General features: G+C 39.1%; 28 protein-coding genes. 8 read left to right on the forward strand and 20 right to left on the reverse strand.

Annotation, left to right across the window (positions count from 1 at the left end):
• Positions 1–95: 95 nt before the first annotated feature.
• The 3 genes from FBF83_RS04775 to FBF83_RS20710 all read right to left on the reverse strand — a co-directional run bounded on the left by FBF83_RS04775 (position 96) and on the right by FBF83_RS20710 (position 1,067).
• The gene (locus tag FBF83_RS04775; protein WP_136945967.1) at positions 96–452 is read right to left on the reverse strand and encodes a DUF1878 domain-containing protein; all 357 of its coding nucleotides are present in this window, start codon (positions 450–452) and stop codon (positions 96–98) included.
• Between the two features lie 232 nt (positions 453–684).
• Complete coding sequence (locus FBF83_RS04780) at positions 685–915, reverse strand: exonuclease V subunit gamma (protein ID WP_136945968.1); 231 nt, start codon at positions 913–915, stop codon at positions 685–687.
• Positions 873–1,067, reverse strand: coding sequence for a hypothetical protein (locus FBF83_RS20710; protein WP_169525181.1), 195 nt, complete (start codon positions 1,065–1,067; stop codon positions 873–875). The genes FBF83_RS04780 and FBF83_RS20710 overlap by 43 nt, the downstream gene beginning before the upstream one ends.
• 421 nt (positions 1,068–1,488) lie before the next feature.
• On the opposite strand from FBF83_RS20710, the gene FBF83_RS04785 reads away from it, so the two are divergent.
• Entirely contained in the window at positions 1,489–2,748 is a 1,260-nt protein-coding gene (locus tag FBF83_RS04785) for a hypothetical protein (protein ID WP_136945969.1), read from the forward strand.
• A 159-nt stretch (positions 2,749–2,907) separates the two neighbouring features.
• Here the strand turns inward: FBF83_RS04785 and FBF83_RS04790 are convergent, their stop codons facing one another.
• The 4 genes from FBF83_RS04790 to FBF83_RS04805 form a co-directional block, all read right to left on the reverse strand.
• Positions 2,908–3,219: a hypothetical protein gene (locus FBF83_RS04790; RefSeq protein ID WP_240687974.1), complete on the reverse strand. Its 312-nt coding sequence runs from the start codon at positions 3,217–3,219 to the stop codon at positions 2,908–2,910.
• Between the two features lie 152 nt (positions 3,220–3,371).
• Entirely contained in the window at positions 3,372–6,449 is a 3,078-nt protein-coding gene (locus FBF83_RS04795) for a cell wall-binding repeat-containing protein (protein ID WP_136945971.1), read from the reverse strand.
• Positions 6,450–6,638: 189 nt separating this feature from the next.
• Positions 6,639–7,340 carry a DUF421 domain-containing protein gene (locus tag FBF83_RS04800; protein ID WP_136945972.1) on the reverse strand — a complete coding sequence of 234 codons (702 nt, stop codon included), beginning with the start codon at positions 7,338–7,340 and terminating at the stop codon, positions 6,639–6,641.
• Between the two features lie 94 nt (positions 7,341–7,434).
• Positions 7,435–7,872 carry a DUF1801 domain-containing protein gene (locus FBF83_RS04805; protein WP_136945973.1) on the reverse strand — a complete coding sequence of 146 codons (438 nt, stop codon included), beginning with the start codon at positions 7,870–7,872 and terminating at the stop codon, positions 7,435–7,437.
• A gap of 257 nt (positions 7,873–8,129) precedes the next feature.
• On the opposite strand from FBF83_RS04805, the gene FBF83_RS04810 reads away from it, so the two are divergent.
• Entirely contained in the window at positions 8,130–8,609 is a 480-nt protein-coding gene (locus FBF83_RS04810) for a site-2 protease family protein (protein WP_136945974.1), read from the forward strand.
• Between the two features lie 66 nt (positions 8,610–8,675).
• On the opposite strand, the gene FBF83_RS04815 is transcribed toward FBF83_RS04810, so the two are convergent.
• The 12 genes from FBF83_RS04815 to FBF83_RS04870 form a co-directional block, all read right to left on the reverse strand.
• Positions 8,676–9,149, reverse strand: coding sequence for a divergent PAP2 family protein (locus tag FBF83_RS04815; RefSeq protein ID WP_136945975.1), 474 nt, complete (start codon positions 9,147–9,149; stop codon positions 8,676–8,678).
• A 101-nt stretch (positions 9,150–9,250) separates the two neighbouring features.
• Positions 9,251–10,477: a threonine synthase gene (locus FBF83_RS04820; protein WP_136945976.1), complete on the reverse strand. Its 1,227-nt coding sequence runs from the start codon at positions 10,475–10,477 to the stop codon at positions 9,251–9,253.
• A 116-nt stretch (positions 10,478–10,593) separates the two neighbouring features.
• A complete protein-coding gene (locus FBF83_RS04825) occupies positions 10,594–11,460 on the reverse strand; it encodes an MBL fold metallo-hydrolase (RefSeq protein ID WP_136945977.1) in 867 nt (288 codons plus the stop codon).
• A 162-nt stretch (positions 11,461–11,622) separates the two neighbouring features.
• Entirely contained in the window at positions 11,623–12,546 is a 924-nt protein-coding gene (locus FBF83_RS04830; RefSeq protein WP_136945978.1) for a type II secretion system F family protein, read from the reverse strand.
• A 2-nt stretch (positions 12,547–12,548) separates the two neighbouring features.
• Positions 12,549–13,508 (reverse strand): type II secretion system F family protein, encoded by a 960-nt coding sequence (locus tag FBF83_RS04835; RefSeq protein WP_169525182.1) that lies wholly within the window; start codon positions 13,506–13,508, stop codon positions 12,549–12,551.
• Position 13,509: 1 nt separating this feature from the next.
• The gene (locus tag FBF83_RS04840; protein WP_136945980.1) at positions 13,510–14,844 is read right to left on the reverse strand and encodes a CpaF family protein; all 1,335 of its coding nucleotides are present in this window, start codon (positions 14,842–14,844) and stop codon (positions 13,510–13,512) included.
• A 13-nt stretch (positions 14,845–14,857) separates the two neighbouring features.
• The gene (locus FBF83_RS04845) at positions 14,858–16,030 is read right to left on the reverse strand and encodes an AAA family ATPase (protein WP_136945981.1); all 1,173 of its coding nucleotides are present in this window, start codon (positions 16,028–16,030) and stop codon (positions 14,858–14,860) included.
• A 1-nt stretch (position 16,031) separates the two neighbouring features.
• Positions 16,032–16,613: a Flp pilus assembly protein CpaB gene (gene cpaB, locus FBF83_RS04850; RefSeq protein ID WP_136945982.1), complete on the reverse strand. Its 582-nt coding sequence runs from the start codon at positions 16,611–16,613 to the stop codon at positions 16,032–16,034.
• A gap of 30 nt (positions 16,614–16,643) precedes the next feature.
• Positions 16,644–17,543 (reverse strand): TadE/TadG family type IV pilus assembly protein, encoded by a 900-nt coding sequence (locus tag FBF83_RS04855; protein WP_136945983.1) that lies wholly within the window; start codon positions 17,541–17,543, stop codon positions 16,644–16,646.
• Positions 17,543–17,917: a TadE/TadG family type IV pilus assembly protein gene (locus tag FBF83_RS04860; protein ID WP_169525183.1), complete on the reverse strand. Its 375-nt coding sequence runs from the start codon at positions 17,915–17,917 to the stop codon at positions 17,543–17,545. Before FBF83_RS04860 ends, FBF83_RS04855 begins: the two co-directional genes overlap by 1 nt.
• Positions 17,914–18,408, reverse strand: a complete 495-nt coding sequence (locus FBF83_RS04865) for an A24 family peptidase (RefSeq protein WP_136945985.1) — start codon at positions 18,406–18,408, stop codon at positions 17,914–17,916. The genes FBF83_RS04860 and FBF83_RS04865 overlap by 4 nt, the downstream gene beginning before the upstream one ends.
• 75 nt (positions 18,409–18,483) lie before the next feature.
• Entirely contained in the window at positions 18,484–18,645 is a 162-nt protein-coding gene (locus tag FBF83_RS04870; RefSeq protein WP_136945986.1) for a Flp family type IVb pilin, read from the reverse strand.
• Positions 18,646–19,076: 431 nt separating this feature from the next.
• On the opposite strand from FBF83_RS04870, the gene FBF83_RS04875 reads away from it, so the two are divergent.
• Positions 19,077–19,418 (forward strand): DUF192 domain-containing protein, encoded by a 342-nt coding sequence (locus FBF83_RS04875; RefSeq protein ID WP_136945987.1) that lies wholly within the window; start codon positions 19,077–19,079, stop codon positions 19,416–19,418.
• Positions 19,419–19,469: 51 nt separating this feature from the next.
• Here FBF83_RS04875 and FBF83_RS04880 read toward each other — a convergent pair whose 3' ends face one another.
• Complete coding sequence (locus tag FBF83_RS04880) at positions 19,470–20,219, reverse strand: class I SAM-dependent methyltransferase (protein ID WP_136945988.1); 750 nt, start codon at positions 20,217–20,219, stop codon at positions 19,470–19,472.
• A gap of 234 nt (positions 20,220–20,453) precedes the next feature.
• Between FBF83_RS04880 and FBF83_RS04885 the strand changes: the two genes are divergently transcribed.
• The 5 genes from FBF83_RS04885 (at position 20,454) to FBF83_RS04905 (ending at position 25,583) form a co-directional block, all read left to right on the forward strand.
• Entirely contained in the window at positions 20,454–20,759 is a 306-nt protein-coding gene (locus FBF83_RS04885; protein ID WP_136945989.1) for a DUF3243 domain-containing protein, read from the forward strand.
• A 384-nt stretch (positions 20,760–21,143) separates the two neighbouring features.
• On the forward strand, positions 21,144–22,592 hold the full coding sequence (locus FBF83_RS04890) for a spore germination protein (protein WP_136945990.1): 1,449 nt from the start codon (positions 21,144–21,146) through the stop codon (positions 22,590–22,592).
• Complete coding sequence (locus FBF83_RS04895) at positions 22,585–23,673, forward strand: GerAB/ArcD/ProY family transporter (protein WP_136945991.1); 1,089 nt, start codon at positions 22,585–22,587, stop codon at positions 23,671–23,673. The genes FBF83_RS04890 and FBF83_RS04895 overlap by 8 nt, the downstream gene beginning before the upstream one ends.
• On the forward strand, positions 23,670–24,818 hold the full coding sequence (locus FBF83_RS04900) for a Ger(x)C family spore germination protein (RefSeq protein ID WP_136945992.1): 1,149 nt from the start codon (positions 23,670–23,672) through the stop codon (positions 24,816–24,818). The genes FBF83_RS04895 and FBF83_RS04900 overlap by 4 nt, the downstream gene beginning before the upstream one ends.
• A 168-nt stretch (positions 24,819–24,986) precedes the next feature.
• Positions 24,987–25,583: a hypothetical protein gene (locus tag FBF83_RS04905; RefSeq protein WP_136945993.1), complete on the forward strand. Its 597-nt coding sequence runs from the start codon at positions 24,987–24,989 to the stop codon at positions 25,581–25,583.
• Positions 25,584–25,659 lie beyond the last annotated feature (76 nt).

Genomic DNA, 25,659 nt, shown 5'->3' on the forward strand with positions numbered 1-25,659 from the left:
ATCATGTTTCTTCTACAAAATTATCATTAAGACATGCTAAAAGGCAGTCGAGAAGTTCAACTGCCTTACGCTTTATTTAGAACCACAATATATTTTTACAATGAATAGAGTTCCATCGCATAAAGCTCTTTAAAGACATTTTGACAGCAATCATTTTCCCAAAAAACCCTTGTTAAGTATTCTGCAAACTGATGGTTACCTGCTTGCTCAGGAATAATGTGATAAATGGATTGTTCAAATGCATAATGATTGACTGGTTTCCTCTCAACAATGCTTTCTTCATAATCCGTCATCAATGTGATAATGCGATCATACTGGTCTCTCTTTATTCCGTATTCATAAAGCACTCGATCTATTGACGTGTTTGAGAAAAGGAGCTCTTGCCTGAATAAAAGATAGTCGACCGTTTCTTCAAGCTCAGCAATTCGTTTTTCCATTGCACCTTGCTTCATCTCATATCCCTCCATTATCTTGATTCCTCATCGAATGGGGTTACAACAACAGTCATCAATCGATACGCTTCACTGAATAATTTGTATTATGACAGACCATTTTCTCTTTTATTATAATAGGTAACCGCTTACAATACTAGATTAATCAATATAATGATACATAAATGAAACCTTCGTCAAACGACTTAAATAAAACGGTTAATTCTAGTAGAATCAACCGCTTTATCATTTCTTATTTATTTGTCATGTTCTCAATTTCATGATTTCGCTTTTCTCTTTCAGGCTTAGAAGCTAAATCATACTTTTTCAAAAGATGAAACAACTCATTCAATGTTTCCTGAGAAAGCGTTTGTTGAAGAAACTTATATACATTCTGAACAAGTGGATCAGGCATGAAGTCTGACTGATCTTCAAGTTTCGCTAAAACGTCCCCATAGGAGTGATCAATTGTACATTTCCCCATGACGTTAATCCCCTTTCTTCAATATTAATTATTTTGAATATATTCGTAGAAATTGTTGCTATAAAACAGTTGATTTCTGCTCCAGGTTGCTGGCTTTCAGCAGGGCGGGCGGTGAGCACCTTACGCTCTTCAGCAAAGTGTGAATTTTTCATACAAAACCTCTTCCAAAATCAACTAGCTTTTAGAAACAAACCTATTTTTTCTTCGTGAATTTTGCTAATAATAGCGCAAATATAAGTAAGAAAACTCCGATTAGCACGACATTATCTTTTATAATTTCCATTCTAGCACATCTACCTTTCATTATATGAAATAACATCAATAATGAAAGGATAACACAATCCCCTCTGAGATTGCTTTAAATGAAATTCGATCTTTCTCAACTTGAATTTGTGGAAGATTCTGGTCATTCGACTTCTTCCAATCATTTCCCCGGAAATCGTCTAACAATTTACAGAGTCATTCTCTTAAACTAGACAAGGCAAATTTTTGATCGTCGACACCAATAGTCCTTTCTTTTAGACAAGCTTGTGTATAATCATTTTATAATCTATCTACAGTGGGAGGAATTGTATGAAAGCTCTTCGTCTGATCTTCTTATTCTCCACGTTACTTCTCGTAACGTCGTGCAATTTTCTAACTTCATCAAATTCGTCTGAAGAAGTTGATGCAAAGAAAGAAACAGGGGACAAGCAATCAGAACCATCCAATCAGGTGAGCATGTTTCAAGAAGGAACGTACAAATGGGAAGAGAATGACATCATTTTAGGAGCTATGGATATTACTGAACCTCTTGATGACTCATTTTCTTTCATGCTTCAGGCATACGATGGCCAAAATGTTGGAGAGCTTTCAGGAACAGCAGAAGTAGATGGAGAAACAGCTACGTTCACTGACCCAAATAACGAGAAGTGTAAAGCAACGTTTGGCTGGCAACAAGACCAAATCACAATTGATACGAGTGAGGCCTGCCAAACTGAAGAGAGTGCCGTATCTTTCACAGGCATATATACATTCATTCCAGTTGGTAACCAGGAAGCTTCAAATCCATCTGAGGAAACTACGGAAAGCAAAGAATCCGATTGGCAGGAAGCACTCTACATCGATCCAAAATTTGAACAAGGAAATCTGAGCATTTCTAACGTTTCCCCTAATTCCTTTCAATTCGATTTCGATATAAGCAGTGATGGTTACGATGGAGAACTAACAGGTACGGCCAACATCACTGGCAATGAAGCAACATTTCAAGACACCGATGATCCAGCTTGTAAAGGAACATTTGCACTTGAAAATAACGTCATTACCTTTAAAGGAGATTCCTGTCTAAGCGATGCAGGAGTAGATTTTAGTGGTAGCTTTACAATGACTGACCAGAAACCCTTAACATCAACAAAGCCCGATGCGTCCTGCACTGCCTCTCCATTTCATACCGAGCTTTTGAAATTTGCAGAACAAGGTCATTTGAAAGATGCTTCTATTTTCCTTGGGATGACAGAAGAAGCGCTTAAACAAGAGAAACCATCAATGTCTTACGAGAAAGACCTTTACGAAGGGCTGCCAGGTTTCTCTGACACTAAGTATACGTACTTAACAGTCAATCAGGAGGTATTCAACCTTCGTTACAATGCTTTGTCAGAAGGAGAAGCCGTTCCTTATAACGATCTCGTTTGTCAGTTCGGTGAACCAGATGAAGTCGTTTTCAATGAACTTGATAACGAATACCTCCATGTATATAACGCTGGAGAAAACAAGCTTTCCTTCGTTTCAGATACGAAAGAAGGAGGCATTAAGGCTGTGCAGCTTGAATCACAACAAAGTAAATTAGCGCACTAAACATTAATAAGTGGATAATAAATAACAACGGCGCAATAAGGATTGCGCCGTTGTTATTTTGGGTTTGGGAACGGAAATGAAGAATATCATTCTTAATCTAATCCTGCAAAGAGGACTTACAATTTGTTAAGCAAGCACATCCTAATGTCTATCAACAGTTCAATAGTAAGTAATAATAGTCAAAACCAAACTAATAATGGTATATAGCACGGCACCATAGAACACGGCACCTACATTCACTTTCAGTTCGTTGTCGCTTTGAACTTTCCACCCCGCTTGACTGGCTTCAAAATTTGTTCCTTTTGATAGCAAGCCTCCACTACTATTGAAAAAATATAACACCACAGATATCGCGAGACCAATTAGAAAACTCCATTCAAGATAGGAAAAAGAAAAGAGTGTGCTTGCAGCCCATACTATTAAACCTAGTATGAGCGTTGATAACAATGACCTACCAATGACTTTTTTCAAAATATCCCTCCTACGATAATTATTTCTACGTTATTAAATGGAAGAAAGTTTCATTTTTTAGAATATTTAAAACAAATAACAGATAGTTATCTCCATAATAAAAATTCAATTCATATAAAAAGAGCCCTGGATAATCAGGACTCTCGTTTGAATTACTCAAATAACGATTGAACTAGCTCATCAGATAGGGCACTCTTTCCACCCACAATGTAGTATTTGTTAGCGAAAGCACCATACTTCGAAATCGTTTTCTTTGTTGTCACCTGAGCTTGTTTAGCATGTGTTAAAAGCACTGGAGTTCCTTTGGAAGCAGCTAAAGCAGATCCTGAAAGTGCGTCTGGATAATTACTGCCTGTAGCAATAAGAGGTGTAGACATGTTCAGCTTATTTGCAAAGTAGTGAATGACGTTACTATTTGTTTCATAGCGATCATTTCCACTGATTCTCTCGTATTTGCCTAGGGTTTTTGCAACAGTGTTCGGAATTGCTGAAGTTCCACCAATTACGAAGAACTCCTTCATCGTTGTTGTTTTCACATACCTTTCGACCGATTGTGGAAGCGAACTTTTCTTTGTTAATAGAATCGGCATGTTAAGTGATGCTGCAATAGGAGCAATCGAAAGCGCATCTGCAAAACCTTCTCCTGTTGTAACGACTGCCTGCTCTGATTTCGCTAGCTGCTTAGCAACATTAACAGAAGTTTCATAACGATCACTTCCACTAATTCGCTTAAACGAAATGTTTAGGCTTTTTAGCTGTTTTTCTACATTTGTCGTAATAGCAGATTTACCACCTACTAGAATAACTTGCTTCACGTCAAGTCGATCAAGTTCATTCAATACATCATCCGGTAATGTATTCGTATCTGTTAAGAGAAGTGGTGCTTTATTTTGATGAGCAAGCGGTGTGGCGCTAAGTGCATCTGGATAATTCCGTCCTGTTGCAATAATGGCAACGTCTGACTTTTTCCAGCCTTTCTTTGAAACATTCACCGCTGTTTCATATCGGTTGGCCCCTGAAATTCGTTCCATTGTCGCATTTGTTCCATCAAGAGCACGAACAGCGCCATATGCGTCCAATCTTCCCCATCCGGAAACAAGATCGTATCCAGGAACTGGCTCCTCAATCGGATAAGGCTCTTCCTCTTCATAGTAGTAGTCTTCATAATCACTGTATGGATTATCTTGTTCATCAAATACAACGTCGATCGCTGTTTTAGTTAATATCCCATGTATTTGAGCCGGTGTTAATTCAGGGTTTTGTGAAAGCAATATTCCTGCAACGGCTGATACGTGTGGGGTTGCCATAGATGTTCCGGTCATGTAAGAAACATTACCATCAGGCATGATAGATGGGATATCTGTCCCAGGTGCAACAAGGTCCAGGCCTTCACCAAAGTTAGAGTAGTCCGAGACAATATCAAGTCGATTAGTGGCACCTACTGATATCGTATACTTTGAAGATGCAGGATAGGAAATCTCCTCGAATCCATCGTTACCGCTTGCTGCGATAATCGTTACACCGTGATCATTTGCATACTTAAGGGCATATTCAATCACACGACTATACGAGCCACCAAGGCTAAGGTTAATGATTTGTGCACCGTGGTCTACTGCATATTTAATACCATAAGCGATTTGTTCTGTATCTCCATACCCTGAAGCATCAAGCACCTTCACCGGCATAATCGTAGCATGTGAACTAAGACCTGCCATGGAATAATGGTTATTTGCCTCAGCTGCTATAATGCCCGAAACGTGAGTACCGTGCCCATTGTCATCCAACGCATTGGAGTTACGGTCGATATAATTATAAGCACTGCTAGTATCAACAGATTTACTTAAATCAGCTAACGTGTTGTCTACTCCTGTGTCAACAACAGCAATGACGGTTTCCTTTAACTTCTTTCCATTCGTCCATTTTTGAAGCTCTTCGAATTGAATGTCAACTCCAGCTGTTCCACCGTCATCCCCATTGTTATTAAGTGACCATTGATAAGGATAGTGAGTATCTTCCGTAAAGACGGTATACTGTTGAACCGGTTCAACAAAGTCTACTTCTGGAAGCTTTGCAATGTTATTAGATGCGGATTCAAGCGTTTTTGCCGATGCTTGATAATCCTTTGCGCTCACTCCTACTTCCATCACATACATGTTAGCAAAGCCTGCCCCATTCGCTTTGAGCGGATCAATTGCTTTAACACCATATGACTGTGCTTTAGAGGTAATACTTGAAACCTTCTGATTGTCTTTCAATTTAACAATTACACGATTGCCAGCCTTTGGTGCTGCAAAACCAGCTTTCGTGAGGATAGAAGAGATAGTTGATTGAGTAAGATTAGAGATGCCAACGCTCTTCCCTGTTGTTTCGATTTGCTTTTGAAGGAAAGCAGGTACAGAGTCATACGCTGTTTCATATAATCGATCAATTGCTTTTTGATCTTGCTGAGTTACTTTATAGCTACTTGCACTTCCATTCTCTGCTACATCAGCAAATAAATCCTTTAATTGAATTAAGTCTTGATAAACACTTTCTTCCATCGATTGACTAAAAACCATTTTCGCACTAATAAATGGCGCACTCTTATAATAAAGCTCTGAAAGATTCTTACCTTTGTCGGTTTTGGCTAGTACGTTTTCACGAATTGACCGGAGATCTTTCAGAATTAGCTTGCCATTCTCACGTTCTTTCGTACTTAGCTCTGCTGGACACTCTTCTGTCATCACATAGTCGGATGGAGCAAGCGAAACACCGTCATAAGAAATCGTGTATGACGCCCTTTCTTCACTATCTATTTCCTCATACTCTTCTTCTGGATATCTTTCTTCGCCGTAGTGTTCAACCTTTATGTAATAAGGGCCGATCCATGCTAATGGGAAGTCAATTATCGCAGGTTCATTTTCATAAGAAAATCCCATGTAACGATCAAACGCACGATTGTCTACAGCATTTTCAAGGCTTGAGTAAACTGTAACGTTTAACTCCTGTTCGGACTGAAGCTTTATTCTTAAATGAGTATAATCCCTAATTTCAGATTCTGAAGGTTGGACTTTGTACCAGTGAACTTGCTCACTGTCGTCAAAATTTCCTTCAATAGGAGAAGTACTTGTTAATTTGACCTCATTCTCTGGTACATTTCCAGCTGCAGCCTGTATTTCTTTCATTGGTAACTGACTGAAAAGCAATGTGAAAATCATAACGACAACTAAGACGCTACTAACCTTCTTCATTCCTAACCTCCATTTAATAGATTCAATATACAAATCTATTAAATCACAAAAGAAGTGAAAAAGGTGGAAAATATTTCTACAAAATGGAACAAAAAGTATATTGGAACTTAATTCCGATTATGACTAATGAATGAATTAGTTGTAGTCTGATACTAAAAAAAAGAAGCGATTTGACCGCTCCTTTCTTTATTAAGTCTTTATTGATTGATCCCTTTTCTGATCAATATAGAGACTGCCATCTTGTTGAATTTCTGCATAAAAAACATCCGACACTGATGCTACATTTGCTTGTTGTAGTTGTTGAACTAACCAACTCTCATCTCGATTGATCATTTCCAAATTTTTAGTATGAACTGTGCCATCTGAAATGACTTCAGTAGCTAAAGGAAACGGTTTAGGTTTACTAAACAGATTCATATCCTCTTTCGTTACCATTTGCTTATCGGCATTTTTTATCACTGAAAGCTTTCCATTAGTCTCAAAAATGGCATAATCAACATCAGATAACTGAAACACATTTTTTTCTCGTAAAAGAGCTCTTAACGTGTCGATATCTAATCGCGCTTTCTTAAGGATATCCTCCATTAATTTACCTTCCTTAATTACTACCATTGGATCACCAATGATTAACTGTCGAGTTTTCTTAATTTTAATATCAAGAAACTCAACTATAAGAGTCAGCAATGTCCAACCAATGAGTGCAATAAGGCCAAGAGTAATACTTAGATTCTTATTTACTGCAATATTGGCAGCTAAAGACCCAATGGCTACGCCAGATACCCAGTTAAAGAAAGTCATCTGGCTAATTTCTTTCCTCCCGGTAATTCTAGTGAGAATAAATAGCGTTATAAATGTCAACGTGAGTCGTATGCATAGTTCTGATAAATTCATTGCTTCACCTTCAATTGAAGGAAGATCTTACCCTGTTCACCAGTGGTCGCAGATCAATCCTTTTAAACAATATTCTTGTCTAGCTTATAGCAACTTATTCATCCTGTTTTTCTTGATTAGGATAGGTACGGTTTAGAAAGGTAACAGACTGATTTATTAACTGTTTCAATACCTCTTCATCAACATCAGCTACTTTATTAATATACACGCAAGCTTTACCAGCTTTGTGCTTTCCTAATTTCTCCAATAGATGAGTTCGATCCGCATCTCCAGTTGCAAAGTACAAACTAATCTTTGCTTTACGTGGTGAGAATCCTACAAGTGGCGCGTCCCCTTCATGACCGGAATCATATTTATAATGATAAGATCCAAACCCTATGATACTAGGTCCCCACATCTTTGCTTCATGCCCCGTCGTTTCAGCAAAAAGATCCAATAAGCGATACGCATCTTCACGCTTCTTAGGAGAATCCACATTCTCAATGAATTCAATGACACTATTATCTGTTTCCTTTGTTTTCAGTTCATACATGGACTATTATCCCCTTTCATTTTTTCTACCTTATTACTTTACACTACCACGTTAACAACTCAATTCCTTTAAATAGAGAAGCACAAAATGCTCTTACCACAATTGTAAAAAAAAGCACTAAAAATGTATCTAGTTTATTTCTTTTATTACGGTTTCATGTTTCTTGCTCCAAATGAGTTTTTATCAAACCAAATCGGGAACGTTTTGTTCAAGAGTCATCATCAACAATAAGATCATAACATCTCGGAGGTTTAATCATGTTTACCTTAAATGATATCCCAATGTTTCTCGTGAACTTTTTTATTATTTTACCGATTGTAACGCTAGTTCATGAAGCTGGTCACGTGTTAATTGCGAGAATTTTCGGCGGGAAAGTTAAATTTTGTATAGGTACAGGGCGCACCCTGTTTCACATAGGCCCGTTAGAAGTTAGAAGAAAGTACTTTATGGAAGGCTGGTGCCAGTACGAGGAATTAAAATACAACAAAACATGGGCTCATATCGCGATTTATTTAGGCGGAAGTCTATTTAATCTCATCGTCATTCTAGTCATTAACTATTTAATTATCTCTCAAATGATGCCCGTCACATTGTTTTTCTATCAGTTTACGTATTTCTCAATCTATTTTATTTTCTTTTCTCTTTTGCCTTTCCGAAACGACGATGGTCGTCCAAGTGATGGTATGGCTGTATTCGATGTTCTACGGTACGGGAAATCTGCTGATCCGATCGATTAGAATAACAAAAGAAGGTGTCGAGGAATCTTCATTCCTCGACACCTTCTCATGTCTATAGCTAAGTGCTCAACCTTCTCTATTCTCAACCTTAGCAGAAACAAACCCTAGTACAGCACCCAGAATAGCTCCACCAAGAACCTCAATCGGTTGATGTCCTAGAATCTCGTTCAACTCTTTCTCTCTTTCTACAAATTCAAAACTTGGAAAATCTCCTGATAGAGAAGCAAAACTATCTTCTAAATCATTTACGAGACGTGCTATTTCACCAGTATGACGACGAATGCCCTGCGCATCATACATAACAATAACACCAAATATCGCTGCAAGTGCTGTCTCAGTATGTCGGGATCCTTTATTTGAGGCTATATATGTAGCAAGTGCTGACACGCCTGCCGAATGGGAACTTGGCATTCCACCTGTTGTCGCAACCTGTTTAACATCCCACTCTCCTGTCACTTTTTTATGTGTTAGAATTTTTAACCCTTGAGCAATTGCAATCGATGAGATCGCAGTTAAAATTCCTCTGTTCATTTTCTGCATTTGTTTCATCCTCCACTTCAAAATACTTCTGTTATTCCATTACCCTAAGTGGAGGAATTTATTCAGATGGATAGGACATTTCACCAATTTTCTAGTACTTCTTATCTCTTTTCCGAAAAAGAAAGTCTGTCATAAGGTTGTAATAAGGGAGCTTCCACATCAAATGCATCTGGATACTTAATACCAAGCCCTGTATTTAAACAAACGACTTGATCATTTTCATTGATCCAATTCGTTTCCCTTAAGCGTCTTGCTGCTGCAAACGTTGCAGCTCCCTCCGGACAAATAAACTGTCCTTCTTCCCTCGCTACCTCACCTTGTGATTCTCTAATTTCATCTTCTGAAACAGCAACCGCACATCCACCAGTTTGATAGATGGCATCAAGGACTAGAAAATCACCAATTGCTTTTGGCACATTGATTCCGAACGCATGCGTCTCGGAATTCTTCCAGAACTCTGACTCTGTTTTCCCTTCCTGGTAGGCTTTCACAATTGGCGCGCAGCCTTCTGATTGAACTGCTACTAAACGAGGGAACTTTTGCCCATCAATCCAACCGAGTTCCTTAAGTTCTAGAAAAGCTTTATATATCCCGATTAACCCAACTCCTCCACCTGTAGGGTAAAGAATGACATCAGGTAATTCCCAATTCAATTGTTCGGCTATTTCATACCCCATCGTTTTCTTTCCTTCAATTCGATACGGTTCCTTCAGGGTTGAAGCATCATAAAAGCCCTGCTCCTTCACTAAGTCAGCTACAATTTTACCTGCATCACTGATCAATCCATTTACAAGAAATAGATTTGCCCCTGAAATACTCACTTCTTTTCTCGTTATTTCTGGCGCGTCTTCTGGCATGACAATGTAGGCTTCGATTTTGGCTTTTGCAGCGTATAGGGACCATGCAGCTCCGGCATTTCCATTTGTCGGCATAGCCAGGTGCTTCACGCCTAGTTCTTTTGCCTTTGAAATTCCAACTGAAGCTCCCCTTGCTTTAAAGGAACCGGTTGGCACCATTCCCTCGTCTTTTATGTACAGATTTGAAATCCCCATTTGTTTACCCAGGACTGGCAGTTTCGATAAAGGAGTCATGCCTTCTTCGAAACTAATCACGTTTCCTTCTTTCTTTACAGGAAGCAGTTCATGATAGCGCCAAAGAGACGACGGACGGCCGATTAATGCTTCTTTCGTTAAACTTTTCCTTACTTCATCTAGCTGGTACTCAACGAGTAATGGCGATCCACACGCGCATAGTTGTTGAATCGAATCTGATGAATACGTTTCTTTGCATTTTGGACACGTGAGATGAGAAATCATACTATATGTCATTAGAGCACCTCCATATTAGAACCACAACAAAGTAGTAGTCTATTAATCATTTCGTGACACACCTTGTCCAGTCCTCCACTTTACCAATAAGAGAGGCTTTTCTTTTGAAACGTTAACTATTTTACTTCGTTCTCAATCTCCATCCCATTCACAAATTCCTGAATCAAATCCGTTTCATCTTCTGTCAAATCTCTTTCAATTTGAGTCCTATACACTTCTTTCATACAAGAACAATCTCCATTGCACTCTTTCGTTAAAGAAGCCATTGTTCTTAGCAAAGCGACCTCTTTCATGAATTCTTCTTTCGAAATCGCGGTTCCATGTGAAAGGATATACCATTCTGCATCGAACGCCTCTAGCTTATCTAATAATGTGAGTATGGTACTCACAGTGTAATTCGTTTTGGGTGAGAAAATATCTGGATAGAAGCAGTCACCAAGGAACAGGATTTTTTCTTCTTTTATATAAATAACCGTTGAATCTGAAGCATGATCCCCACCAACTTGTTGCAATAGACAGGTAACGCCACCAAGATCGATTTCCATTTGGCCTTCGAACGTCATGTCAGGTAGTGAGATCGTAATATCGCGATGATCCGCGAATTCTTTCTTAATAGCGGCTGAACAGAATTCAATTTCTGTCCCTTCTTTTACCCGCTCATCTAACGCACGATCTGACCAATCGAGATGAACTAGCTTCTCCATTTCTTGCTTTGTTTCTTTAGATGAAATTGAAACAACATCTAAAGCAGATAAACCGAAAATATGATCCCAGTGCCAGTGTGTTAGGGCAAGTAGTCTCGGCTTAGGAACTTCTCTGTTCTTAAGCTCTTCCAGAAAATAATTAGCATGTGCTTCTGAATTTCCAGCATCAATCATAAGGGATTGCTTATCACCAACAACCATTCCAAGAATCGGACGATCCGTTTCAGAAACAGGCGTTTGATACCAGAATCGTTCACCAATTTTTTTAATCACTTGCATATCATATCCTCCTAAATAGACTCTATTGTCATCTATTCTTTTCTTTTCATCTTATCACTGATTAGGTCTCAAAATTAGTAGTCAATGTTAAAAGACACCTCCTTTTGAAGGTGTCTTCCATTTGCTTCGATTATGTTCAGTAAATAATCTATACGTACCCATTCACCCTAAACCATCCACAATAATTTTCACCACCATAGGGCCAATAATAACGATGAAAAGTGGTGGGAAAATAAAGAGAATCATAGGAATGAGCATTTTCACCGGTGCTTTCATTGCGAGTTCACGAGCTGCCTCACGTCTTTGTTCTCGAATACGGTTCGTTAAGTTTTTGATAACCTTCGCCATCCCAATTCCAAGATGGTCAGCCTGAATGATGGACATCATAACACCTTGAAAACGTTCTGAAGGAACTCGTTTCTTCAAACTGTAGAAAGCTTCACGTCGTGACTTACCTCGTCTCATTTCATCAAGTGCCTGTTTGAATTCATCTGCCAAAGGGCCTGGCTTTCTTGAGCAAACATTTGAGATTGCTCCCTCAAGTCCTACCCCTGCTTCGAGAAGCAAGCTAACCATATCGAAGAAGTCGGACATCTCCTTATCGATCACCTTAATTCGCTTCGTTTTTTTCTTAGCAAGATAGAATAGTGGATAGCGGTAACATAAGAAAACAACTGCAAATACTAATAAAAGCGTAAAGGAACTGTTACCTTCTGAGAAAGGCATCAGTAGAAATGTTAGGAAACCACCCGTTATACTAATCAGAACTTGAATCAGTCGAAACTCAACCGGAGATCGGCTTCCGTATCCAGCTTCATGAAGAAGAATTCCTAACTTTTTCTGGTTTTTCTTTGCGAAGGTTTTACTGACTTGTTGTACACCAACCTCCCAATATTTCTGCAATAGTGGACTTGATAACAGCCTCGCTTTTTTTCTAGTTTTTGAACTAGTTTCTTCTCTTTTTCCAAAGTATTGTTCGAAACGAAATTCTACGGCTATTTCTTTTCGATAGATTGTATTAAGAACAGCGGAAAACAGTAGCACGAAGAATAGAAAGGCACAAACCATAAATAAGAAGGGAATCATTTTTACACCTCAATTCGAACAATCTTTTGAATAAGAACCCAACCAATCAGAAGTGAAATTGACCCTGATACAAGCAGAAACATCCCCAATGGACTCGTAAGCATTGGTTCAAAATAAGTAGGACTAACGACATATAAATAAAGTGCCATCAACAATGGTAATGCCGTAATAATGATAGAAGATAGCTTCCCCTGTGCTGTCAGGGTTTTCAGCTCTTCTAGCACACGAATCCTCCCTCGGATCGTCTCCTCCATCGTATCCATGAGCTGTGCTAAATTGCCTCCACTTTTACGCTGAGCGAGAATAGCCTGTACGACTACTTCAAGCTCTTTATTTGGCAAGCGGGCTAGTAGACTAGTGAAAACATCTTCCATTGGAATACCCATACCAATTTCTCGAACAGCGCGATCAAATTCTGGACCGATCGGATCGGGCATTTCTTTCCCTATTAACTGCATCGTTTGCAGGAAGCTAAACCCTGCTCTCATTGAATTAGACATCGTTCCAAGCGCTTCAACAAGCTGATAGGAAAGGAGTTTTACTCGCTTTCTCCTTTTGCTTTTCATATAACTACTTGGGATGACAAAGCCAATGAATGCTGCCGGTATAGCTCCATACCACGGAATACCTATTAGGAAAAGACTGACACTAGCACCCAATGCACTAAATAGTCGAACAACCAGGAACTCTTCCTCTTTCATAGAACTTCCAGCTTGCTCCAACATCTGCTTTGTTTTGGAACTAAGCTTCATTCCTTCAAAAAAGCGAGATACAGAAGAAACGAATCGTTTTAGCAATTTATTATTTTGTACTTGTTCGACCTCTTCAGTTGAGGCAGAAAGGGGGATAAATGTATCAATTCGCTTTTTCGTCTGCCTGTTTCTAACAAGACGATTCGAAACGAAATAGAAAATGATTGTAAAAATGAGCAATAGCGTAACAATTACCACGAGATCATTCATCTTACCACACCTCTTTAAACCAGGATGATGGAATTTCATAGCCGTTTTGCTCAAGGAATTCTGATACATTCGGTCGAACGCCAGTCGACTGAAATTCCCCTAGTATTTTGCCATCCGGGCTTCTTCCTGTTTCTTTAAAGACGAATAAATCTTGAAGAACGATAATGTTCTCTTCCATTCCAAGCACTTCAGTAATGCGTGTGATTTTCCTTGACCCATCTTTCATTCTCACTTGTTGCACGATAAGATCAAGCGCATTCGCAATTTGTTCCCGAATCGCGCGTAGCGGTAAGTCAAAACCTGCCATTAGAACCATTGTCTCAAGTCTCGATAGCATATCTCTTGGAGAATTGGCGTGACCAGTACTTAGACTCCCATCGTGACCAGTGTTCATTGCCTGAAGCATATCGAGCGCTTCAGCACCACGAACCTCTCCTACAACAATCCGATCGGGACGCATTCGAAGTGCATTTCGGACAAGTTCGCGAATATTAATTTCACCCTTACCTTCTATATTAGGAGGACGTGATTCGAGGGAAACGATATGGTCCTGTGAAAGGTTGATCTCAGCTGCATCCTCAATTGTCACAATCCGTTCATCATTTGGAATGAAAGACGAAAGGACATTAAGTGAAGATGTTTTTCCGGAACCAGTACCTCCGCTAATGAAAATATTAAGTCTGGATTTGACTGACATCTCAAGAAACTCTGCCATCTCATTACTTAATGTGTGGTACCTCACTAGGTCCTGCATTTGAAATGGCGTTTCAGAGAATTTACGTATCGTGAGCGATGGTCCTTTCAATGAGAGCGGGGGAATAATAGCGTTGACTCGAGAGCCATCAGGTAATCTGGCATCTACCATTGGAGAGCTTTCATCAATGCGCCTTCCAAGCGGAGCTACAATTCTCTCAATGACCCGGCTTACATGAGAATCATCACGAAACGTTGATTCACTTCTTTTCAATTTACCGTATTGCTCATAGTAAATATCTTTTGGTCCATTAACCATAACCTCAGATACTGTCGGATCTTCTAATAAGGGAGAAATCGGCCCATATCCAAGTAATTCGTACTCTACTGTCTCCAGTAACGATTTCTTCTCCTCAAACGTAAAACGCTCACCTTCCTTATCTAGAAACCCCTTGCCCCATTCTCTTATTTTCTGGGTTTCTTCTTCCTTGTTAAATTGTTTCTTCTTTAATTCATCTAGTAAATAGTTTTGTAAGCTCTCTTCTAATTTACTGTAATCAACGGTTTTAACAACCTTCAATTCTTTTCGTTCAACTACTTGTAAGTGCGTGTCTTCTTCAACATAGCGTTTAAACAGTGACAACCGAATCCCTCCTTCATCTACTTAGTAAAGCAAGGCGCTTCAACTTTTTCACCGGTTGCTCAACTGGTGGCATCAATTTCGTTGCAAGCGTTTGGACTCCTTTAGCAAATGGACTTCTCGCAGACTTGATGACAAGTGGCATTCCTTCATTAATTGAGGTAACGGCAAGCTGCTTTTGATCAGGTAATACTGCAAATATTGGCTTCTGTAGAATAACTTCCATTCGTTTTTCTTCAACGGTTCGATACTTGGAATCTCGATTTAAGACGACTTTGACCTTCTCATCGAAATGGAGAGTTTCCATCATATCGAGGTAGAGTTTACTATTCCGAAGGTCAGGCAACTCACTTGTTGTTAGAAGGAGGATCTCGTCTGCTAAAGCAAGACTCTTTAAATGTATCTCCGAGATATATGTCGGTGCATCGATAAGGATCACATCATAACTTTTCCGTAGTTCTGTCATAGCAATCTCTAAATGATCTTCTGTCATGATTTCAAAGAATTCTGGTCGAGGAGGCGTTGCTAGAATGGAGACACCGCTTTTGTGATGAGATAAGTACGATTCAATCCCATATTCTCCTCGTTCAACGCCTTCTTTCACCCACTCATAAATCGAGTTTTTCGGCTTAATGTCAACATACATTGCAACATCACCGAATTGAAAGTTGGCATCAACAATAGCAACTTCCTTCCCATCCCTGGCTAACTCTGCAGCTAAATTCACGGTCAATAACGTTTTTCCTGTTCCACCCTTAGAGCTACAAACCGCTATAACACGACTATTCTCTTTCATTAATTGAAGGGAAGGTTCTCGACTGATCCGTTGCTTCATATACGCCTGTGCTTGAAAAACAACTTCTGTAATTTCATCATCTGTTGAAGAGAAAGTGAGCATATCAGATGCACCAACTTGCATCGCTTTCTTCGTATTCTCTAGATTCTCTGGAGAGATCACAATCAAGTATATATGAGGATATTTAAAGGAAATTTCTTGGCAAAGCTCATAGACGTTGTAAGTTGCATGTGCTTTTAGAAAAAGAACGGCATTTGGAGTGCTTTCAAGCTGTTTAAGGAGATCTTCTAAACGATAAAAGCTCGTTAACGTTTGATTCTTGTCTGTCAAGATGGTTTCAATTTCATCAGCTCGGGCATTTGTATCTGAATAAAAATACCAGTGTAAGGTCATTTTAATTACTCTCCTTATAAACCTGACGTTTTTCCTTCAATGCTTTCTTACTTACGCCATCATCCTCTTTATTTCGTAGCATTAAGTAGAATCCACTCTCATCTTTTGCGGCAAGACTAAGCATTACCCCTTCTTCTGGCGTCACTTCAAGCGTGACTGTTTCATAGTGTAGCGCTTCGTCTGCACTATCTGGCGCTTTACCTGAAGTAAGTACCTTAATATTCTGAAGCACAAGTACTGCTGCTTTATATTCTTTCTCTTTCTCTTCATCAATCTCTTGTTCATAAGCAACGACATCTACATATGAATTAGGTTCAATATATCCTGAAACCCCACCAGCAAGATCGACGTTAATCGAGATAGCACGTTTCCCTTCGCTTACCTTTGCAATAGGGTTTGCTATCTCACGCCCTGCAATTGTTTCCTCTGCTTCCGTTAGCACTTCGGTTTTCTCTGCTTCTTTCACGTCTGACTCTGAATTCGTTGTTACAGCCGTTAAATTTGTGAATAAGCCTACATAAACAATCAATGTAGCGAATACCCCAAAAATAAGCGACCACATCCAAATTCGTTTGGTTTTCATGTGCCCACCCCCTGATACTTTCCATTAGAATCATTCAACAAGCTTTACACCGTATACATTCCCAGGACCGGATCCCCCGATTTCTCCAGAAGAGACCGTTTCTTTGAATTTACCTACAACCCTCTTAGGCTCATCAAGTCGATCAAGCCAGTAAGAGGCAAATCCTACGATTTCAACTATCGACTTCCCATTCACACCAGCCCACGTTTTAATAAGGGGAATAATGATAATACGATCACAAGATTTATCTGCTGTAGCAGCACTCTGACAATGTGGTTTCGAAGCATCATTGTTAATCAATGTTTGAAATGCACTCTTCACTGGTCCCCACTTTTGTCCTGGCTCTGTTTGTACAAATTTCGTACCCGGTGCCAGCTCTACACCGTTTACGATATTCGCAGCTAACCCGCTCGCTCCATTGCTATTGATATCGAGATATCCACAGTTCCCATGGTTTATGCCTGTATTTTCACACTTAAGTTCAGTTTCATGTGGAATCGCGGTATACTCTATGGCGATCGGAGTTATTCGTTTCACAGATTTTAATAATCCAACTTCCGCTTTTGCAGAGGCACTGACTGACGCTTGCTGGATACCGAATATGCGAGCGAATGTCATTGGTACGGTTGATTCCTTCGCTACCTTAATCGACTTACTCGTAATCGTTATATCTCCACTACCAATTGGAAATTTGTTCTTATTCGCATACTCTTTCGCAAGTGTCGAAGCACTCGCTTGACTTGTTAGTAACCCTTGGGCCCCAGCTAGTGCGGACGCATCCATGGCATTCTGGAGAATCCTTTTCTCGTGATAAAGTCTACCAATGTCGACCACCATTGCGGTTGCCCCTAACAAAACAGTCATGCTAATCGCAAACATAACTGCCACATTGCCACGTTCGCTTTTAAGTAACGATCGAATTTTCTTCATTACTCAACCCTCATCGCTGCCGAGCTTGATAAAGTAATCGGACCACTTATAGAAGAAATGACCGGTGTAAGAAAGGTAACTGGATAGGTGATCGTTACCCTAACGTCGCTACCAGCCGTTTTCGTTCCTCCAGGAGAAACGGACACCTGACCAGAGGTAAGATGTATACTTGAACCACTACTAACCGCAGTTGACACAATCTTTGAATCACTTTCACCAATACTTGCTACTCGAGCTGCCTCTCTACTCGCATGATCAATTGTAATGTAAGCATGAAAGATGCGGCCGAAATCTACGATTCCAAACAACAGCATCACGAGAACCGGAAGGACAAGAGCGAACTCTACCATCGATTGTCCCTTTTCAGATTTCATCCTATCCCTCCTAGAAGTGCAGCACATACTGTTCCAAGTGTAATCGCTACTCCGTAAGGGTACGTTACTCCACTGTTTTTGCTGATCCCTTTTACATTCATCAGCGAGTAAAATGTATAAGTAGGAGATTTAAACACTTTCCAAATCCCGCTTCTTTTCATAAGTAAGATAAGACCAATCACTCCCCCAATTAGTGCCGTATAGAAAAAAGAATGGAGAACGAATGAGGTGCCTGTAAGTGCACCTACAGCCGCAAGGAGCTTGACATCGCCTGCTCCCATTCCGCCAAGTAAGTAAGGAATAAGAAGAAGAGAGAATCCAATAAGAAGTCCTGCACCGCTATAAAGGAAGCCCTGAAAACCGAGTGTAACGGTGTAGTAGAGTAACCCAATTGCCATCGCTGGGAACGTGACGATATTTAGAATACGCCTGTTTCGAATGTCAGTTATAAACGAAATAAGTAAGGTAATGCCTAGGATACTGTATGTCATCTTAGTACCTCTTTGTTTTTAAATTTAGCCCCACTTGGGTAAGTGGGGCTAGGATAAATCGTTTTAAAATTTTTCTTATAGTTTGCTCATGACTGATTGAATTAGACCTTCTATTTTCCCACCAAGCGATACAAAGATTCCTGCTGCTACTACTGCTACCCCTGCAAGAATCAACCCATACTCCGCCATACCCTGTCCTTCTTCTTCTCTTGCCAAACGCGCCATTTTTTCTAACATAATTGTTTCCTCCTCATATTTTGTGGTTTTTGTTTTTTGAAAAATGTATGAATGAAGCATTACTACCTGAAGTGAAGTATTTCTAGTTGGAACAAGATAAGGATCATGGAGACAACAATTTCAACCCTAACTTAACCTCTATTCTCTCTGAGAAAGCATTTGATTTTCTCCCCATCCGTTCCCCCTTTCAAAGGTGTTCCAAAGTAACCTCTAGCATAAGTGATTGTTCAATATAGTGTTCACTTTCGATTACTTTGTTCTTTTTATAGAACATCTCTTGAATTAATAATAGTTCGTTATAGCGAATTTGTAAATACCTTTTTTTCAATTTTTTTCTTTTTTTCACAAATAAACTAGTCATATATTCGTTATTGAGTATTATACGGACTTCAATTATAGTAAAGACAACGTCATAAGTTAGGAGAATTGTCATGTTAAGAGAAGAAGAGAACACACTATATCGAACAGTCCCATATACAATTCTAAGAGCGGATACCTTTCTAACCAGATTCAAAGGATTAATGTTTCGTCGAATACCCCTAAAAGATGAAGGGCTGTTAATTGTTCCATGCAACTCTATTCATATGTGTTTTATGTTTTTCTCCATTGATGTCGTTTTCCTGACAAAGAATCATGAAATCATTAAAGTAGTAGAAAATCTAAAGCCCTGGCATTTTGTATCCCCTATTAAAGGAGCTCATGCGGTTCTTGAATTACCTGCTGGATCGATTAAAGACTCTTCAATAAAAGTTGGAGAATTTATCAAGGTTTAATTAGAAAAGCGACAACACCCCTCATAAGGGCGTTGTCGCTTTTGAATTTAATCATTTCTTCGCTAGTATCATAAATCTTTTCGAATTCGTTCGAATTCCATCATTCGTTTGATTTTCTCCAATGAACCGATTCAACTTATCGAAGTCTGTTTTCTCTTCTCCAAAATAAGGAATGATCGGCGTATGGGTAAGAAGAAAAATCAAATCTTCTGGTTTTTGAAAATAGTTTGTTGCATCGTAATCAAAAGATTGAATGTCTGAAAATCCCGCTTCTTCTAATTCACGGATATATTTTTCCTTAAGTGAGCCATCCTCTTCTCCAAAGGATTGCCCTCTTCCAAATGCCTCTTTAATATTAATCTTATCCGCTTCACTTACTTGCTGGGTTAAAAATAATCCTTCACTCTTTAGCACCCTCGAAACTTCCCTTGAATCAAAAGGAGCATGGTTGCAAGAAACAACATCGAAAAAGCCCTCTGGGAATTGCAAAGAATTCGATGACATCTGAGCAAAACGCACATTGCTTACATTTGAGTTATGTAGATTCTTTTCGGCCGTTTCCATCATGCCTTTTGAGAGATCAATCCCTATTAGTAGTTGTAAGGAGGAGGCAATTTTCAAGAGATTTTCTCCACCTCCCGTTCCAATATCTAATAATAGATCAGTCTTCTTCACTCTTTTCGTAACTTCATCATAGAACTCCCACTTAACTCCTTCTGACATGAGCTGTAAAGAACTGAAATCCCAACCGTTCTCTTTTCCTACTTTATTATAAAAGGTTTCGTAATCGATTTGACTCATCTGAGTTCATCCTTCCCAATCTTTTCACTACACATAACATACCATTAATCCCATTCTCACGAACCTATAATTTCCATTATTGGGAATAATACATTACAACGTCAGATTCATCTCATATTTTACAAAGTAGTATCTTTTACACCTCAATAGGCTAATTAGGTAGTTATTGGGTTTAACACCTGCCATTTTCGGATACATACCAACTGTACACAAAAATAAAGGAGATGAAGTAAAATGGCAGAGAAGGATGCAAAGCAAGCAGTAGCAAAAATGAGCGAGGACAAGAAAGACGATATCATGCAGAATTTCCAATCATTTAAAGATTATCTTGGCGATCAAGTCCATAAAGGTGAGAAGCTTGGTCTTGGTGAAGAAGGTCTTTCTAAGGGTGCTAAGCGCGTAGCTGATTACCTAGCAGATCACGAAGAGCCACGTAACCGTGAAGAAAAAGTTCTAAACGAGCTATGGAACGTTGCAAATAAGGAAGAGCGCGAGCATATGGCTCACGTACTTGTAAAGTTAGCATCTGAAACAAACTAAATGAAACATCATTTAAAACCGCTGTTATCCTGGCACATAGGATATCAGCGGTTTTTCTTTTCATATCGTTTTTTAAAGTACCTCGTCCCTTCCATCACCATCACTCCCATACGTGATTTAGCTGCAATGAGAATTGGTCCGACTGTCGCCTCCTTTGCCCAAGAACAATAATCTTTTCCCTCTTTCTATTTTCTACCCCTAAAAGAAATCGTACCATGATTGAAAATTCAAGTGAGATATCCTTACTAAATTCCCCCCATGAGATTTAGCTTATTTCATTAGTCCTCTACCGTTGCACATAATAAAATGAATTGCTCCCTATAGGGATAGAACGATTTTCATTGCAAACACTAATCGGTAGATAACGTTCGGGGTGATTATCAAATGAGAATTCGTCGAAGTAATAGCAACAAACCTAATCCTCAATCGGCAGTAGAGGATCAAATCAAACTAGCATTTCACGACAGCATTGATCTTCAATTCAAAAAGCTAAAAGTCGCTTCGCTCGACATTACACTTGTCTTTCTTAAAGATATCTCTGATCCTATGACCATTCAGAAAGCCATCATCTCCCCCCTGCTATCAGCGTCAGAAGGAGGAGGTCCGGTTCAAATAGATGGAATTCCAGAACTCCTCCCCATTGCATCGATTGAAGAAGTAACGGATTTCAATCTCATCACAGCTCATTTAATGGACGGTTTTACGATCATCATCGTGAAGCATGGTCATATACAGAACGCTTATGTTGTTGATACTACGAAGTTCATCAAGCGTACGCCTGATGAACCAGTAAATGAACCGACGATTAGTGGTTCGAGAGATGGCTTCATTGAATGTATTCAGGACAATAAAGCTCTACTTCGCATGCATCTGAAATCAAAGGATCTAATCTTTGAGAAGTTCACCATTGGAACAGATGTTATTACATATATCTACGTTGCCTACCTAAAAGGAAGAACGAAAGAGACATTAGTACAAGAAGTAAGAGATCGCATCAGTTCAGTGAAAGTGGATTATGTAACGGATGGTGGAATTCTTGAGCAACTTCTTGAACGCAATAAATTCTCTGTCTTTCCTGAATTAACAGCGACGCAGCATCCTACAAAAGTAGCCAACGCTCTCTTAGAAGGAAGAGTATCAATCTTAACAGATGGTTCTCCAACTACTTTAATTGCACCAACGACTCTCAATATGCTCTTACAAACACCTGATGATTATTATTTCAAGTGGATTCCGGCTTCACTCATCAGACTTCTCAGTTACATTACAGCACTTATTTCGGTATTGCTTCCTGCCACGTATATTTCACTAGTCTCCTTTCAACACGGTCTCATACCAACGAGTCTTGCCGTCTCTCTCTCAAAAACGCGGGAGGGCGTGCCTTTCCCATCTGTGATAGAGGCATTTCTAATGGAATTTACAATCGAAATTTTACGTGAAGCTGGTGTACGACTTCCTAAGCCAATAGGCTCTACTGTTAGCATCGTAGGAGCTATTGTAATTGGAGAAACAGCGGTTAGCTCTGGCATTGTGAGTCCAATGATGGTGATGGTCATCTCTTTTACTGCGATCTGTTCTTTTGCGATTCCGAACTATCAACTAAGTCTTGCATTACGAACTATTCGCTTTTTTATTCTTTTTTCAGCAGCAATGCTTGGGATCTATGGGATGTTGATAGCGATTTTCATCGTTACTACCCATCTTGTTAAATTAAGAAGTTTTTCCACTCCATTTCTTGAACCATTTGCACCTATCAACTTGAAGCAATGGAAAGATAGTTTTGTCCGTTTGTACTTTAGGGCAGGAGCTAAGGAGGATAAAGCAAATGAATGAAAAACAGTCTTCCCTCCCAATCATTATTTTTCTAATCTCAACAATTATCGGTGTTGGAATTGTCACGTTACCAAGACAAACCGCCTTAATCGTTGGACAGCCTAATATGTGGGTAAGCGTCATATTTGGGGCAATTATTGCTTTCCTAAACGCACTCTTAATTTTCATGCTCATTAAGAGGTACCCAAAACAGACGTTATTTGATTTTGCTCCAGAGGTAATTGGGAAGTGGATTGGAAAGTTATTTAGTTTGGTCTTTGTGGCATACGCTATCTCCATATCTGCATTTATAATCCGAACCATGTCTGAAATCGTAAATTACTACCTTTTAGATAGAACACCGAAAGTTGTCGTCCTAGCGGTACTTATTCTGTCATGTATGTATCTTGTATCGTGTGGTTTAACAAACATTGTGATGTTCTTTCAGCTTTATTTTCCCATCATTCTAGCGATGTTCTTTTTACTCACTATTTTGAGTATCAAGAGCATTGAACCGACCAATTTACGTCCTATTTTTGTAAACGATGGATTCGCACTACTAAAAGGTACAAACACAACTTTTTTTTCTTTTGTTGGGTATGAGCTTATTATGGTGCTCTCAGGATATCAGTCTTTTACAAAATGGCGATCGATGACAAAGATACTTGGCATAAGCCTCGGAGCTGTTTGCATCATTTATGTCCTCTTTTTTATCCTGAACATTGGAATATTAAGCATTGGAGAGTTAAAAGTAATTACATTCCCAACAATAGAAATGGCGAAAACGATTGAGTATCAAGGCTTTTTCTTTGAACGTTTTGAACTTTTATTTCTATTCGGTTGGATCATAACCATTTTCACAACATTGACCGCGTACTACTATTCAGCTCTTCTTGGAATATGTAAGACCATTAATTGCAAAAGAAATATTTTCGTCAACATCTTTGTCGGTGCACTTATTCTCTCACTTTCTCTTGTCCCAACAGGTATAACAGAGCTGTTCTCTTCCTCTACCTATTTAAATAACTTATCGTATGCAGCACTCATTGGGGTTCCTTTCATCCTACTTGTAGTGTCGGTTACAAAGGAGAAATTCCAATGAAACGACCAATACTTCTAATTCTTCTATCCTCCCTACTTCTAATTCTTTCTGCATGCTGGGATAGTGACGAAATCGAAGACCTTGGAATCATTATGGCAATCGGCCTTGACTATGTAGACGAACAATCTGCTCGCTATTCAATGACCAATCAATACGTTGTACCGAACAATATACCAAGTACACAGGGGGGAGGAAACCAGGGGAGTCCCTTTCAGAATCTCACCTTGGATGGAAATAACTTTTTTGAAATCATCCGAAAAAATTCGTTAGAATCCGATCGCCCCCCTAATTACACTCATCTCAAATCAATGGTTGTATCTGAAAAGCTAATTGAGCATGAACCGATTAATAAAATCATAAGCTTCTTTTTGCGGGATCATGAGTTTAGACGAACGGTTCCGGTATTTATCACAAAAGAAAACGTTGCTACCATTCTTAGTGTGAAACCTACCAAAGAGATGTTTCCAGCTGTACAAATTAAGGAATTAACTCAGAACATCGACCGAAGTCTTAACGTCCAGGATAACCTCAATTTCGGGGATTTATCGAAACATCTTTCCGATCGTTCAAGCTTCGTAATACCTGAAATTTCAATTAATCAAGATCGAATCCACCTGGCAGGGGCAGGTATTATTTCGAATAAAGATAATAAAATAGCAGGCTGGTTAACACCTGAGGAAGTAGGAGGATTAAAATGGATTAAGGATACCGTTCGAGGCGGACTCGTAACGATTGATCCCGAACAGTCATCTGAAGACCAAATTGTACTTGAAATCAACAAATCTCAAACCAAGATTGAGCCTGTTCTGAAGGGTGATCAATTATCTATTATTTTGTCTGTTAATGCCTCACTTCGACTTGGAGAGGACTGGAATATTGAAAGAAATGTGTTTAAACCAGGCTGGGATAAAGAACTAAAGAAAAACGGAGAAGAAATTGTCAAAGAATCGATTGAGAATGTCGTATCACTCGCACAAGAAGAATTTGGATTAGACTTTCTGGAGTTCTCAACATGGGTCCGAATTAAGCAACCAGAATATTGGAAGAAACACGAAAAAGAATGGAATTCAGAGTTCAGCAAAGTTCCAGTAATTGTAAACGTCGATTTTACGCTAACAGGATATGGTACACAGGATATTAATTGATTAGGTCTTTCTTTCTCTTTTCTCCTTGTTAAAGAAAATGAAAATTTAATCATTATTCTAACTATGGATTATAGAACCACACTACTGTTACAATTTAACAATAACAATCCCCCTTAAGAATCTGTTGTTATTCTTAAGGGGGATTTTCATGAATCAGGAGGAAGATCGATGAACATTGAAAAAGTAATACAAAGTCATCATGAATTACTGCAGCTATCGGATGCACCATTAACCGTTATTTCAGAAGTATTATGGATTTTTGTTGGCCTTATTTTCATAATTCATATTGTGAAAGATCGAAAGTTATTTTCTCGTTCCGGGTTTATATATAGAGGAATCTTCTTTGTTGTAATCCTGGCAATTGTAAGCTATTTAACTTTAACTTTGAACGCTTATAATTTTGCAATGGACGAAAACCATTGGCGTGAGAACTATTTTAAACCTTACATTCAATCACTGCCTGAGCAAAAGCTAGAGGTTGAGGATTTCTCTCAAGTGATTCAAGAGAAAGATAATCGAATCCAGTCATATTATCTAAATAAGGAAACAAAACCAATTTTGCTTGAGTTAACAGTTGTAGATCAAACTACCATAGAAAAAGCTGAACTTATTGAAACGACGATCGCAAAAGAACCGATAGAAAAGCCTTACCTTACATATAAGTTAATTGAAAAAACCATATCAGACAAATTCAACACGGAAGCATTTTACGAAACGACGCTTCATATCCCGATTGACTATAAAGTTCTACCTCCAGCTAAATAGTAGTTCATTAAAGCTTCGCTCGTATGCTTTAAAGATTTCCGCTCCAGGATGCTCGCTTTCCTTGGTGCGGGCGCTG

This window comes from Guptibacillus hwajinpoensis (assembly GCF_005144865.1).
GTDB lineage: Bacteria > Bacillota > Bacilli > Bacillales > Guptibacillaceae > Guptibacillus > Guptibacillus hwajinpoensis_A.

Bases quoted from the DNA above. Each gene is read 5' to 3' on its own strand.
- FBF83_RS04775 (WP_136945967.1), bottom strand. From the start codon at position 452: ATGAAGCAAGGTGCAATGGAAAAACGAATTGCTGAGCTTGAAGAAACG.
- FBF83_RS04780 (WP_136945968.1), bottom strand. From the start codon at position 915: ATGGGGAAATGTACAATTGATCACTCCTATGGGGACGTTTTAGCGAAA.
- FBF83_RS20710 (WP_169525181.1), bottom strand. From the start codon at position 1,067: ATGAAAAATTCACACTTTGCTGAAGAGCGTAAGGTGCTCACCGCCCGC.
- FBF83_RS04785 (WP_136945969.1), top strand. From the start codon at position 1,489: ATGAAAGCTCTTCGTCTGATCTTCTTATTCTCCACGTTACTTCTCGTA.
- FBF83_RS04795 (WP_136945971.1), bottom strand. From the start codon at position 6,449: ATGAAGAAGGTTAGTAGCGTCTTAGTTGTCGTTATGATTTTCACATTG.
- FBF83_RS04800 (WP_136945972.1), bottom strand. From the start codon at position 7,340: ATGAATTTATCAGAACTATGCATACGACTCACGTTGACATTTATAACG.
- FBF83_RS04805 (WP_136945973.1), bottom strand. From the start codon at position 7,872: ATGTATGAACTGAAAACAAAGGAAACAGATAATAGTGTCATTGAATTC.
- FBF83_RS04810 (WP_136945974.1), top strand. From the start codon at position 8,130: ATGTTTACCTTAAATGATATCCCAATGTTTCTCGTGAACTTTTTTATT.
- FBF83_RS04815 (WP_136945975.1), bottom strand. From the start codon at position 9,149: ATGCAGAAAATGAACAGAGGAATTTTAACTGCGATCTCATCGATTGCA.
- FBF83_RS04820 (WP_136945976.1), bottom strand. From the start codon at position 10,477: ATGACATATAGTATGATTTCTCATCTCACGTGTCCAAAATGCAAAGAA.
- FBF83_RS04825 (WP_136945977.1), bottom strand. From the start codon at position 11,460: ATGCAAGTGATTAAAAAAATTGGTGAACGATTCTGGTATCAAACGCCT.
- FBF83_RS04830 (WP_136945978.1), bottom strand. From the start codon at position 12,546: ATGATTCCCTTCTTATTTATGGTTTGTGCCTTTCTATTCTTCGTGCTA.
- FBF83_RS04835 (WP_169525182.1), bottom strand. From the start codon at position 13,508: ATGAATGATCTCGTGGTAATTGTTACGCTATTGCTCATTTTTACAATC.
- FBF83_RS04845 (WP_136945981.1), bottom strand. From the start codon at position 16,030: ATGACCTTACACTGGTATTTTTATTCAGATACAAATGCCCGAGCTGAT.
- cpaB (WP_136945982.1), bottom strand. From the start codon at position 16,613: ATGAAAACCAAACGAATTTGGATGTGGTCGCTTATTTTTGGGGTATTC.
- FBF83_RS04855 (WP_136945983.1), bottom strand. From the start codon at position 17,543: ATGAAGAAAATTCGATCGTTACTTAAAAGCGAACGTGGCAATGTGGCA.
- FBF83_RS04860 (WP_169525183.1), bottom strand. From the start codon at position 17,917: ATGAAATCTGAAAAGGGACAATCGATGGTAGAGTTCGCTCTTGTCCTT.
- FBF83_RS04865 (WP_136945985.1), bottom strand. From the start codon at position 18,408: ATGACATACAGTATCCTAGGCATTACCTTACTTATTTCGTTTATAACT.
- FBF83_RS04870 (WP_136945986.1), bottom strand. From the start codon at position 18,645: ATGTTAGAAAAAATGGCGCGTTTGGCAAGAGAAGAAGAAGGACAGGGT.
- FBF83_RS04875 (WP_136945987.1), top strand. From the start codon at position 19,077: ATGTTAAGAGAAGAAGAGAACACACTATATCGAACAGTCCCATATACA.
- FBF83_RS04880 (WP_136945988.1), bottom strand. From the start codon at position 20,219: ATGAGTCAAATCGATTACGAAACCTTTTATAATAAAGTAGGAAAAGAG.
- FBF83_RS04885 (WP_136945989.1), top strand. From the start codon at position 20,454: ATGGCAGAGAAGGATGCAAAGCAAGCAGTAGCAAAAATGAGCGAGGAC.
- FBF83_RS04890 (WP_136945990.1), top strand. From the start codon at position 21,144: ATGAGAATTCGTCGAAGTAATAGCAACAAACCTAATCCTCAATCGGCA.
- FBF83_RS04895 (WP_136945991.1), top strand. From the start codon at position 22,585: ATGAATGAAAAACAGTCTTCCCTCCCAATCATTATTTTTCTAATCTCA.
- FBF83_RS04900 (WP_136945992.1), top strand. From the start codon at position 23,670: ATGAAACGACCAATACTTCTAATTCTTCTATCCTCCCTACTTCTAATT.
- FBF83_RS04905 (WP_136945993.1), top strand. From the start codon at position 24,987: ATGAACATTGAAAAAGTAATACAAAGTCATCATGAATTACTGCAGCTA.